Raw genomic sequence first — 11,956 nt, forward strand, 5'->3', positions numbered from 1 at the left:
GACCTGCGGGGACTACCCTGCACCCATGGCGTCCCCCGCGGTCGTGGAGGTCCGGCGCAGTGACCGCCGCAAGCGCATGGTCAGCGCGCGGCGCGAGGGCGACACCGTGATCGTGTTCATCCCGGGGTGGATGAGCGAGAGTGAGGAGCTCCGCTGGGTCGACGAGATGGTCGCCCGGCTCGAGCGCAGCGAGGCCCGCCGCCGCTCCCCGGGCCGCGCCGGCGACGACGCGCTGCTGCGCCGCTGCCTGGAGCTGGGCCGCCGCCACCTCGACGGTCTCGCGGTGCCCACGACCGTGCGGTGGGTGCCCACGATGCGCACCCGCTGGGCGTCCTGCACCCCGGCCGACGGCACGATCCGGATCAGCGAGCGGCTGCGCGACGCCCCGGGCTGGGTGGTCGACTACGTGCTCGTGCACGAGCTGGCGCACCTGCTCGAGCCCGGCCACGACGACAAGTTCTGGGCCTGGGTCCGCCGCTATCCCCGCACCGAACGCGCGATGGGCTACCTCGAGGGGCTCTCCGCCGCCGCCGGGCTGGGCCTGGTGGGCACCGACGGCGACGAGCCCGGCTAGTCCTTCTTCCCGTCGTCCTCGGGGTCGGCGGCCGCGTCGGTGTCGGCCAGCTTCTCCAGCTCGGCGATCGGGTCGCCCGTGTTGTCGCGCGCGACGAACGCGGCCGGGTCGTCGAGGTCGTCGGCCGAGGGGATGAGGTCGGGGTGGGCCCACAGGGCGTCGCGGCCGGAGGTGCCGCGCTGCTCGCCGAGCAGCCGCCACAGCTCCGCCGCGGCGCGCAGCCGCCGCGGCCGCAGCTCCAGCCCCACGACGGTGGCGAACGTCTGCTCCGCGGGCCCGCCGGACGCGCGGCGGCGGCGCAGCGTCTCGCGCAGCGCCTCCGCGCCGGGCAGGCGGTCGCCGACCGCCTCGGCGACCACGGCGTCGACCCAGCCCTCGATGAGGGCGAGCAGCGTCTCCAGGCGGGCCAGCGCGGCCTTCTGCTCCGGGGTGGTCTCGGGCTCGAACATGCCCGAGCCCATGGCCTCCTGGATCGCGGCCGGGTTCGACGGGTCGATGCCGCGGGCCAGCTCCTCGATCTTCGAGGTGTCGATCGTGATGCCCTGCGCGTACTCCTCGACGGTGCGCAGCAGCCGCTCCTTGAGCCAGCCGACGTGGGCGAACAGCCGCTGGTGGGCGGCCTCGCGCGCGGCCAGGAACAGCAGCACCTCGCTCGCGGGCCGGTCGAGGTCGCGGGTGAACTTCTCGACGTTCTCCGGCAGCAGGGCCGCGACGCGGTCGGGACCGACGGGGATGCCGATGTCGGTGGAGGTCAGCACCTCGGCGGCCAGGGTGGCCAGGCCCTGCCCGAGCTGGCTGCCGAAGGCGAGCCCGCCCATCTGGCCGAGCATCGCCATCATCGGGCCGGCCGCGGCGCGCGCCTCCTCGGGCAGCGCGTCGGTCCACGCCCCGCCCATCCGGCGCGCCACCGGGTCGACCAGCCGCTTCCAGGTGGGCATGCTCGCCGTGACCCACTCGGTGGCCGACCACGCCTTCGTCTCGGTGGCGCCGGCCGGGAACTCGGTGGCGGGGTCGAGCCACAGCTCGGCGAGCTTCACCGCGTCGGACACCGCGGCCCGCTGGGCGCCGGTGAGCGACGAGCTCGTGGCGGCGAGCTGCTGGGTGGCCAACCGCGTCGCGAGGTCGTAGTTGACGGGCCCGTCGCCGCCGCTCTGCGCCTGGCTGAGCATCTGCCCGAGCTGGGTGAGCATCTGTCCGAGCTGGCTGACGTCGAACCCGCCCGGGCCGCCCGCCCCCGGCATCCCCGGCATCCCGGGGAAGCCGCCCGGGGGCATACCGGGCAGGTTCCCGAAGCCGAAGGGATCGAGCGGACCGTCGCCGCGCGAGCGGTCGTCTCCCTTGTCGGAGTCGTCGCGGTCGGAGGGTCCGAACCCGAACGGCGGCTTGTCAGTCATGCCTCCACGGTACGCGCGACGGGCCGGGTGGGGAGCCCCAGCGGCGGTGCGGCATAGGGTGCGCGATCGTGAGCCGTCGCATGCTGACCGTCGTGGCCGCCGCGCTGCTGGCGCTGACGCTCGGCGTCATCGGGTCGACGCTGCCCGTCCCGTTCGTCGCTCTCGGGCCCGGCCCGACCTACGACACCCTCGGCGACTACGAGGACGCCCCGATCGTGGCGGTGACGGACCTGCCCACGTACCCGACGTCCGGGCACCTCAACATGACGACGGTGTCGGTCACCGACCAGCTGTCGCTGTTCACCGCGCTGTCGTTCTGGGTCTCGGGGGACCGGCGGCTGGTCCCGCGCGAGCCGATCTTCCCGTCCGACCGCTCGACGGAGGAGGTGCAGGACGAGAACGCCGCCCAGTTCGCCTCCTCCGAGCTCAACGCGGTCTCCGCGGCGCTGGTGGAGCTGGGCGGGCCGGCGTCGGTCGTCGTCGTGGGGGTCGTGCCCGGATCGCCCGTCGAGGGGCTGCTGGAGCTGCAGGACGAGATCGTCAGCGTCGACGGGGTGCCGGTGGGCACCGCCGAGGCCGTCACCGAGCTGATCGGCCGGTCGGCGCCGGGCGCGACGGCGTCGCTGGTGGTCCGCCGCGACGGCGACGAGCGGACGGTCCCGGTCGTCCTCGGGACCCGCCCGGACCGCCCGCAGGGCTTCCTCGGCATCACCCCCGGGCTCGGCCCGCTGCCCGACAGCGACATCACGATCAGCCTCGGCGGGATCGGCGGGCCGTCGGCCGGGCTGATGTTCGCCCTCGGCGTACTGGACAAGCTGACGCCGGGCGAGCTCACCGGCGGCCGGTTCGTCGCCGGGACCGGGTCGATCGGCCCGTCGGGTGCGGTGTCGGCGATCGACGGCGTGCCGTTCAAGATGATCGCCGCCCGCGACGTCGGCGCCACGGTGTTCCTGGTGCCCGCGGCCAACTGCGCCGAGGCGGCGGCCTCCGCGCCCGAGGGCCTCACCCTCGTGCGCGTCGACACCCTCGACGACGCCGTGCAGAGCCTCGACACCCTGCGCGACGGCGGCGTCCCACCGGCCTGCTGAGCGGCTGCACGCCACGAAACGGACACGCCCCACGGGAACCCCACACGCCCCTCGTAGAGTTGGGTCAGCAGGGCGCGCAGGCGGGCCCGCACATGTCAAGACCCTGGAGCGTGTCTCGTGGCCATGCGGCCCCCGGTGGGAGCCCCGACGCTGACCCGTCGCACCCGGATCCTGCTCGCCGTCGCGGGCGTGCTGGTCCTGTTGCTGCTCGGCGGCTCGCGGCTGATCAACTTCTACATCGACTGGCTGTGGTTCGGCGAAGTCGGGTTCCGGGGCGTGTTCACCACGATCCTGTTCACCCGCATCGTGCAGTTCCTCGCGGGCGGGCTGCTGATCGGCGGCCTGGTGGCGCTGGCACTGTGGATCGCCTACCGGTCGCGGCCGGTCTTCGTCCCGCTGTCGGGCCCCGAGGACCCGATCGCCCGCTACCGCACGGTGATCATCCAGCGGCTGCGGCTGTTCGCGATCGGCATCCCGGTGGCCGTCGGTCTGATCGCCGGGCTCTCCGCCCAGGCCGACTGGCAGATCGTCCAGCAGTTCATCAACTCCACGCCGTTCGGCATCGCCGACCCGGAGTTCGGCCTCGACGTCAGCTTCTACGCCTTCCAGCTGCCGTTCTGGCGGCTGCTGCTGAACTGGCTGTTCGTCGGCGTGGCGATCAGCTTCGTCGTCGCGCTGGTCACGCACTACATCTTCGGCGGCATCCGGCTCACCGGCCGCGGCGGCCAGGTCTCCGGTGCCGCGCGCGCCCAGCTCGCCGTCCTGGCCGGGGTGTTCGTGCTGCTCAAGGCCGTCGCCTACTGGCTCGACCGCTACGAGCTGCTGTTCTCCGACCGCAACCCGCTGTTCAACGGTGCCACCTACACCGACCTCAACGCGGTGATGCCGGCCAAGCTGATCCTGCTGTTCATCTCGCTGATCTGTGCGGCCGCGTTCTTCGTCGCGGTGTTCCGCGACAACCTGCAGCTGCCCGCGATCGCCACCGCGCTGCTCGTGCTGTCCAGCGTGCTGGTGGGGGCCGCGTGGCCCGCGATCCTGCAGCAGTTCGTCGTCGCCCCCAACGCGCAGGCGCGCGAGGCGGTGTCGATCGAGCGCAACATCGCCGCCACCCGCGACGCCTACGGCCTCACCGACGCCACGGTCACCGAGGTGCCCTACAGCGGCGAGTCCGAGGCCACCCCGGCCGAGGTGCGGGCGGAGACGGCGACGATCCCCAACATCCGGATCCTGGACCCGGCGCAGCTCACCGACACGTTCACGCAGCTGCAGCAGCGCCGCACGTTCTACGGCTTCCCGTCCACCCTCGACATCGACCGCTACCGCGGTGACGACGGCACGGTGCAGGACTACATCGTCGGCCTGCGCGAGCTCAACACCGCGGGGCTCGCGGGCAACCAGACCGACTGGATCAACCAGCAGCTGGTCTACACCCACGGCAACGGCATCGTCGTGGCGCCGGCGAACCAGGTGAACGCGGCGCTCGACGACGCGGGAGGCGAGGGCGGGCTGCCCCGCTTCACCAGCATCGACATCACGAACTCGATGAGCGAGACGCTGCCGGAGAGCCTGCGGGTCGAGCAGCCGCGTACCTACTACGGCGAGCTGATCCGCGGCTACTCGATCGTCGGCGCGCCCGAGGGCGCCCCGCCGGTGGAGTACGACTCCGACACCCAGCAGTACACCTACACCGGCCGCGGCGGCGTCCCGCTCGACAACCTCGTCAACCGGCTCGCTTTCTCCGCCTACTACGGCGAGCGCAACATCCTGTTCAACAACTCGATCAACGAGAACTCGAAGATCATGTACGTGCGCGACCCGGCCGACCGGGTCGAGCTGGTCGCGCCGTGGCTCACCGTCGACGGCGACCCGTACCCCTCGGTCGTGGACGGGCGGATCACCTGGATCGTCGACGGCTACACCAGCCTCGACCAGTACCCCTACGCCGAGCGCACGCAGCTCGGCGAGGCCACCGCCGACACCCTCGCGGGTGGCCCGGGGGTGCGCCCGGAGCTCAACCGCGAGGTGAGCTACCTGCGCAACTCGGTCAAGGCCACCGTCGACGCCTACGACGGCACGGTCACCCTCTACGCCTTCGACGAGACCGATCCGGTCCTGCAGACGTGGATGAAGACCTTCCCCGACACGGTGCAGCCGGCGTCGGCGATCAGCCCCAGCCTGCGCGAGCACGTCCGGTACCCGGAGGACCTGTTCAAGGTCCAGCGCGACCTGCTCACCAGCTACCACGTCGACAACCCCGGCGAGTTCTTCTCGAACGTCTCGTTCTGGGAGGTGCCCTCGGACCCGACGCCGGCCGGTGGCGGGGCGGGCGGGCTGGCCCAGCCGCCGTACTACCTGCTGGCCGGGCAGCCGGGCAGCGCGGCGTCGGGGGACCCGACGTTCCAGCTCACCAGCGCGCTGGTGTTCCAGAACCGCGACATCCTCTCGGCCTACATGTCGGCCAGCTCCGATCCGGAGACCTACGGCCAGATCACGCTGCTACAGCTACCCCCGGACACCCAGGAGCTCGGCCCGCAACAGGTGCAGAGCCGGTTCGTCGGTACGCCGGAGGTCAGCCAGCAGCTCGGCCTCCTCGCGCGCAACGGGCAGAGCTTGGTGATCAACGGCAACCTGCTGACGCTGCCGGTGGCGGGAGGCCTGCTCTACGTCGAGCCGGTCTACATCCAGCGCGCCAACGAGGACTCCAGCTACCCGCAGCTGGCGCGGGTTCTGGTGAGCTACAACGGCCGGGTCGGTTTCGCGCCCGACCTGGCGGGCGCGCTGGACCAGGTGTTCGGCGCCGGGGCCGCGGCCGACGTGCCGACGACCCCGGGCACGGCTGCGCCGCCGCCGGACACGGCGGTGCCCGGGACCACCCCCGACGCCACCCCGGAGCTCGCGACGGCCGCCCAGGCCATCCAGACCGCGATCGGCAACCTGCGCACGGCCCAGCAGAGCGGTGACTTCGCCGCACAGGGCGACGCGCTGGCCGCGCTCGACGCCGCGGTGCAGGATTTCCAGGCGGCCCAGGCCGCCCAGCCGACGGGCTGAGACGCAGGTCTCCACCGCGCCCCGACCCCCACGGACCACCCGGTTCGTGAGGGTCGGGGCGTTCCCGGGGCTCTGACCTGCGAAGACGGGGGACGACCCCCCGCTGCAGGGAGGTTTCCGGGAGGTGTACTGTCGAAGACACAACAGAACAACAGCGTCGCGGGGTGGAGCAGCTCGGTAGCTCGCTGGGCTCATAACCCAGAGGTCGTAGGTTCGAATCCTACCCCCGCTACTAGGCAGAACGGCCCTCCAGGGAATCCCTGGAGGGCCGTTTTCGCATGCGCTGCGACCGGCTCCGTCGCTACCGTCACGGGATGACCGGCCGGCCTTTCGTCCCCGTGGACTTCACCCCGCCGCTCGCCCTGTCCACCGACCGGTTCGTCCTCGAACCGCTCGGGCCACAGCACAACGAGGCCGACCATGCGGCGTGGACCTCGAGCATCGACCACATCCGGGCGACGCCCGGGTACCCCGACGGGGACTGGCCCCCGACCGACGGGATGACGCTCGAGGCCAACCTGTCCGACCTGCGACGGCACGCCGAGGACTTCGCCGCCCGTCGCGGGTTCACGTTCACCGTCCTCGACCCGGGTGACGGCGACGTGATCGGCTGCGTCTACCTCTACCCGGCAGCGGACGCCGACCACGACGTCACCGCACAGTCCTGGGTGCGCGCCGACCGGGCCGGGCTCGACGTCCCGCTCGCCGACGCCGTCGCGGCCTGGCTCGCCGAGGCGTGGCCGTGGCCGCGGGTGGACAGCGCCGGTCGGTGAGGCCGGCCCGGCCGCCGGAAACGCCAGGGGAAATCGGTGTAACCGCGGTGGGGGTCGGGGGCGTCCTTCCCTGTGAGAGCCCCACACACCCCCCTTCCACCGAGGAGAATCCGATGTCCGAGTGCTACGCCCCCGAGCCGGTCGAGACCTACCCCACCGAGTCCTGCGAGACCGAGACCGAGCACCCGATCGAGTCGGGTCACGGGTCGTCCTACGAGTACGTCGACCACGACGGTGACGGTTACGCCGAGACCACCGAGATCGACTCGAACGGCGACGGTGAGGTCGACACGGTGCTGGTCGACGTCGACGGTGACTACTACGACGACATCGCCGCGTTCGACAACAGCCCGGGTGACGGGACGTTCGTGCCGGACGTGGTCGCGGTGGCGGCCGATGGTGACGGTCTGGCCGATGTCATCTTCGACGACGTGAACTTCGACGGGGTGTTCGACACGGTGACCCCGGGTCACGACGAGCCGCTGGCCTACGCGAACCCTTACGAGGTGTCGGCGGGCCAGGCGCCGCTGGACGCGCGGTCCTGACCGCTGCACCGTCCTGATCGCTGCGCTGTCCTGCCCACCACGACACGGCCCGCCGGGAACACCCGGCGGGCCGTCCGTATGTCACCAGCCCAGCGAGCTGCGGACGGTCTCCTCGATCAGGCCCGACATCGACGTCGCGTAGGTCGCGGTGAGGTGGTTGTCGTCCATGTAGACCAGGACGTTGCCGCGCTCGGCGGGGCACAGGGCGTCGTCGCACACGGCGTCGGCGATGTCGAGGAACGTGACGTTCGCCGGCACGTCCGAGCGCAGGGCGTAGGGCGGGTCGGGTGCGTACACCTGGTCGCGCGCGATCCCGCACTCGACGGCGCCGCGCCCGACCTGCTGGATGCAGTCGGCGGGGGAGTGGTCGAACCGGGGGTTGTCGCGCACGGCCAGCACCGGGATCCCGAGATCGGCGAGCTGCCGCCAACGCTCGACGAAACCGTCCGGGGTCTGCTCGGTGAGCCCGGCGCGGACGTCGCGGCTGGCCAGGGTGACGACGGCGTCGGGCCGGAGTTCGGCGATCTCGGCGGCCACGGCGTCGTTCCAGTCGAGGCAGGCCTGCGCCCCGGGGTCCACCTCCGACACCGTCGAGAACGGGCAGGCGCCGAAGACCATCGCGGTGAGCTGCCAGCCGGACTGCTCGGCGATCGGCACGAACGCCCCCGCGAACTGCTGGACGTGCGAGTCGCCGACGAGCACGATCCGCCGCTCCGGCTCCTCGACGCCGGGCAGGCTGCAGGCGTTCCAGTCGAAGCCCGACAGCGTCGCGCAGTCCCACTGCTCCAGGCGCACCCAGTCCTCGGTGACGGCCGCGGGGGCGGGCAGCAGGTCGGCGACCGGGACGTCGCCGCCGAGCGCTCCCGGGTGCAGGTCGGTGCCCACGACGTCGTCCGACGAGGTGCGGGCGAGCGCGACCAGCTGCCAGCACGCGGTGACGGCCAGCACCACGGCCAGACCGGCGACGGCGACGCGGAACGGGTCGCGCGGGCGTCGCACGAGCCGTTCGGTGAGCACCGACAGCCCGAGCGCGACCGCGATGAGCGTGAGACCGGCGCCGAGCCCGACGCTCTCCTCGCGGGTCCACACCAGCGTCAGGACCAGCAGCGGCCAGTGCCACAGGTACAGCGAGTAGCTCAGGTCGCCCAGGCGGCGCAGCGGCGCGCTCGCGAGCAACCGGTCGGCGCCGGTGCGTGACCCCGTCTCACCGGCGACGAGCACCAGTGCGGCGCACACCGTCGGCCACAGGGCGGCGTACCCGGGGAACACGGCGTCGACCTGCAGCACCAGGCCGCACGCGACGAGGCCGACGAGCCCCGCCCAGCCCAGCCGTACCCGCGCCCACGACGACAGGCGGATGCGGTCGATGACCAGCGCGAGCAGCCCGCCGAAGGCGAACTCCCACAGGCGGGTGAAGGTGTGGAAGTAGGCGAAGGGCTGGTCGACCGCGGTGAGCGCCACCGAGTAGCCCAGCGAGACGACGAACACCCCGGCGAGCAGGCCCGTCAGGTAGCGCTTCGGGGAGGCACCCGCGCTGCGGGCGGCCGCGACCACGGCGAGCATCAGCACGGGCGCGGCCAGCATCACCTGCATCTGGATCGACAGCGACCAGAAGTGCTGCACCACGCTCGCGACGTTGTTCTGCGCGGCGTAGTCGACCGAGTCGGCCGCCAGTTGCCAGTTCTGCAGGAACAGCGCCGAGGCCAGCACCTCGCGGACGGTCTGCAGCCAGCGCGACTCCGGCAGCACCAGCGCCCCGGCGACGACCGTGCCCAGCAGGACGACCAGCGCCGCGGGCAGCAACCGGCCCAGCGTGCGGGCCCACTGCCGCAGCACCGGGACGGCCGCGCGGTCGGCGGAGCGCAGCAGCTGCCCGGTGAGCAGGAAGCCGGTGATCAGGAAGAAGACGTCGACGCCGCCGGACACCCGGTTGAACCACACGTGGTAGACGACGACCAGCAGCACCGCGACCGCGCGCAGGCCCTGCAGCTCGGGGCGGAACCGGCGCTGCGTCGCGACGGGGGGCCCGGGCGCCGTGGGCGCGGGTCCGGTGCTGGTCATGCCGTACGGGGTTCCTTCGTCTCCACGGGTGCAGGCACCATGATCTCATGCGCATCGACGACGTCCCGCTCACCGGGGAGCCCATCCGCCTGGGCCAGTTCCTCAAGCTCGCCGGGCTGGCCGAGGACGGCGGCCACGCCCGCGAGCTGATCGAGGCGGGCGAGGTGCAGGTGAACGGCCGTCCGGAGAGCAGGCGGGGCGCCCAGCTCCGCGCCGGTGACGTCGTCGCCGTGGGCGGCCGGAAGGCACGCCCGGTGCGCGCTCAGTAGCCGACGTAGTTGCCGCTGGAGTTGGTGCGCCCACCGGCCTCGAGGGTGTCGATGCCGTAGGTGTCGATCATGTAACGGATCCCGGCGGTGATGTTCGCGACCGGGTGCGTGATCGACTCGTCGGCCAGGCTCGGGTGCACGTAGTGCGCGAACGTCGACGGGATCGTCTGCATGAGGCCCTGCGACGGCGTGCCAGCGCGGGCGTTGGAGTCCCAGTTGTTGATCGCGCGGGGGTTGCCGCCCGACTCCTTCATGATGATGTTCTTGACGCCCGGGGCGAGCGACTGCGGCAGGTCGAGGACGTCGAGCGCGGCGGCGATCCAGCCGTCGACCCCGCCGGAGGCGATCAGCGCGTCGAGCTCGGCCCGCTCGGCGGCGATCCGCTGCTCCTCGGCCTGGCGTGCGGCCAGCTCCTCGGCCATGGTGTGCGCCTTGTCGAGGAACGCGAGATCGGCGATCTCGGCCCCGTCGGTCGCGGTCTCGAAGGAGACGGGCGCGAGCATGCCGGTGGCGGCCGCGGGGAGCTCGGCGATGAAGGCCGAGTCGGCCGAGACGAGCGTGGCGTCGATGGTCTCGGCGGCGCCGGCCGAGGTGGCCGAGTCACCCGGGGAGGGGAGCAGGGCGGTGAAGGTGCCGGTGGCGACCGCGCCGACGGCGGCGGCCGAGGCGACCACGGTGTTGCGCAGCGTCGGGCCCGTCGGGGCGGGCCGGTCGGCCGCGTGGTGGCGTGCCGAACCGGAGGTGGCGCGACGCGCACGTCGGCCCTGCGGGGAACGGTGTCCTGCCACGAACCAGCCTCTCAGCGCTCGGGGGAGCGAACCGATCGCGACGGCCCGGTCGGGGGTCCGGTGGACCGGATGGGGAGTTCCGGCCCAGATGCGTCGTGATCGGTTCGTAACGCTGAGGCAGGACCTTACGAGAACCCTCGAGCCCCCCACAAGGTGACAGGCTGCCTGTCGCCGCAGCTCGCCCGCCGTTCGTCGTACCGGTGTCGTGGCCGACGCGCGACGGGCCGTCGCGGTGAGCGGTCACCGAGCGCGACGGCCGACCTCGCGAGCGGGGAGCAGCAGGCAGGAGTCGCCGAACTCGTGCCACCGGTAGGGCCGCTCGCCCGACGCCGCGTACGCCCGGCCCACCAGCTCCGCACCGGCGACCGCCTCCAGCAGCAGCAGGTGCGAGGCCTCCGGTTCGTGCCAGCCGGTGACCAGTCCGTCGACGACGCGGGCGGGGCGGTCCGGCCCGAGCACCAGCTCGGTCCACCCGGCGGCCGCGGTCACGGTGCCGCGCGCGTCCGCGGCCGTCTCCAGGGCGCGGGTGACGGTCGTCCCGACGGCGACGACCCGGCCGCCGGCGGCCCGGGTGGCGTTGACGGTGTCGGCGGTGGCCGCGGGCACCCGGAACCGCTCCGGCAGCGGCACCTCGTCGGCCTCCGGCGACGACACGCCGGTGTGCAGGACGACCTCCGCCGTGCGCACGCCGCGCCCGCGCAGCGCGTCGAGGACGGCCGGGGTGAACGGCCGGCCCGCACTCGGCATCTCGGCGCTGCCGAACTCGCCGGGCACCGGCGTCGCGAACACCGTGCGGTACTCGGCGATCGGCCACTCCCGTGGCACGTAGGAGTAGCGGATCGGGCGCCCGACGGCGGCGAGGTAGCGCCCCGGGCCGCCCTCGACGGGCATCGTGGCCCGCCACAACCGGCCCGGCGCCGCTCCGGGGACGGCCGCGTGCAGCACCGCGACCACCCCGGCCGGCAGCGCCACCGGCTCGCCCGCGACGGCGTCGGTGACCCGGTCGCCACCGGGTGTCCGCAGCTCGACGACGAGCCCCCCGGTACGGGCGGGGCCGGACACGTGCAGCACGACCGGCCGCCCGTCCGCCCGCCGGCCCGGCACCGCCGCGGGTTCGGTGTCGGAGGTGTTGACGACGACCAGGTCGCCCGGTTCGAGCGCGGCCGGCAGGTCGCGGAACCGGTGGTGCGTGACCTGGTCGCCGGCGACCATCAGGCGGACGCCGTCGCGCACGGCGGGCGGGCGGGTGGCCGACGGGCCCGCGGCGAAGCGCGTGGCCGGGCGGGCCCGCGTCACCGGGCCACCGCCACGTCGACCGCGCGGTGGCGCCCGCTGGGCGGCCGCTCGTCGAGCAGGCGCAGGAACGCGGGGACGACGGTGTGCGGCTCGGGCCGGTCGGAGATGTCCTCCCCGGGG

10 protein-coding genes and 1 tRNA gene are annotated in these 11,956 nt (G+C 73.2%); 7 read left to right on the plus strand and 4 right to left on the minus strand.

All coding sequences use genetic code 11. The annotated features are described in order from the left end of the window. Positions 1–25 precede the first annotated feature (25 nt). Positions 26–574, plus strand: a complete 549-nt coding sequence (locus tag PHY01_RS22475) for a M48 metallopeptidase family protein (protein ID WP_141281588.1) — start codon at positions 26–28, stop codon at positions 572–574. Here the strand turns inward: PHY01_RS22475 and PHY01_RS22480 are convergent. Next, a complete protein-coding gene (locus PHY01_RS22480) occupies positions 571–1,968 on the minus strand; it encodes a zinc-dependent metalloprotease (RefSeq protein WP_141281590.1) in 1,398 nt (465 codons plus the stop codon). The two genes, PHY01_RS22475 and PHY01_RS22480, sit on opposite strands and share 4 nt — an antisense overlap. A gap of 68 nt (positions 1,969–2,036) precedes the next feature. On the opposite strand from PHY01_RS22480, the gene PHY01_RS22485 reads away from it, so the two are divergent. The 5 genes from PHY01_RS22485 to PHY01_RS22505 all read left to right on the plus strand — a co-directional run bounded on the left by PHY01_RS22485 (position 2,037) and on the right by PHY01_RS22505 (position 7,422). Continuing rightward, positions 2,037–3,056: a YlbL family protein gene (locus tag PHY01_RS22485; RefSeq protein WP_141281592.1), complete on the plus strand. Its 1,020-nt coding sequence runs from the start codon at positions 2,037–2,039 to the stop codon at positions 3,054–3,056. A gap of 123 nt (positions 3,057–3,179) precedes the next feature. Beyond that, positions 3,180–6,104 carry a UPF0182 family protein gene (locus PHY01_RS22490; protein WP_170183935.1) on the plus strand — a complete coding sequence of 975 codons (2,925 nt, stop codon included), beginning with the start codon at positions 3,180–3,182 and terminating at the stop codon, positions 6,102–6,104. 158 nt (positions 6,105–6,262) lie between these two features. Next, positions 6,263–6,336 (plus strand) — tRNA-Met (locus PHY01_RS22495). An 82-nt stretch (positions 6,337–6,418) separates the two neighbouring features. Beyond that, positions 6,419–6,877 (plus strand): GNAT family N-acetyltransferase, encoded by a 459-nt coding sequence (locus PHY01_RS22500; RefSeq protein WP_141281595.1) that lies wholly within the window; start codon positions 6,419–6,421, stop codon positions 6,875–6,877. Between the two features lie 113 nt (positions 6,878–6,990). Further along, positions 6,991–7,422 (plus strand): hypothetical protein, encoded by a 432-nt coding sequence (locus tag PHY01_RS22505; protein WP_141281597.1) that lies wholly within the window; start codon positions 6,991–6,993, stop codon positions 7,420–7,422. An 81-nt stretch (positions 7,423–7,503) separates the two neighbouring features. Here the strand turns inward: PHY01_RS22505 and PHY01_RS22510 are convergent, their stop codons facing one another. Then, complete coding sequence (locus PHY01_RS22510) at positions 7,504–9,483, minus strand: acyltransferase family protein (RefSeq protein ID WP_141281599.1); 1,980 nt, start codon at positions 9,481–9,483, stop codon at positions 7,504–7,506. Positions 9,484–9,530: 47 nt separating this feature from the next. Between PHY01_RS22510 and PHY01_RS22515 the strand changes: the two genes are divergently transcribed. Further along, positions 9,531–9,752, plus strand: coding sequence for an RNA-binding S4 domain-containing protein (locus tag PHY01_RS22515; protein WP_141281601.1), 222 nt, complete (start codon positions 9,531–9,533; stop codon positions 9,750–9,752). On the opposite strand, the gene PHY01_RS27790 is transcribed toward PHY01_RS22515, so the two are convergent. Further along, positions 9,746–10,540, minus strand: a complete 795-nt coding sequence (locus tag PHY01_RS27790) for a transglycosylase SLT domain-containing protein (protein ID WP_141281603.1) — start codon at positions 10,538–10,540, stop codon at positions 9,746–9,748. The two genes, PHY01_RS22515 and PHY01_RS27790, sit on opposite strands and share 7 nt — an antisense overlap. A gap of 240 nt (positions 10,541–10,780) precedes the next feature. After that, entirely contained in the window at positions 10,781–11,836 is a 1,056-nt protein-coding gene (locus PHY01_RS22525; protein WP_246086081.1) for an S-adenosylmethionine:tRNA ribosyltransferase-isomerase, read from the minus strand. Positions 11,837–11,956 lie beyond the last annotated feature (120 nt).

Source organism: Pseudonocardia hydrocarbonoxydans (assembly GCF_006539565.1).
Taxonomy (GTDB): domain Bacteria; phylum Actinomycetota; class Actinomycetes; order Mycobacteriales; family Pseudonocardiaceae; genus Pseudonocardia; species Pseudonocardia hydrocarbonoxydans.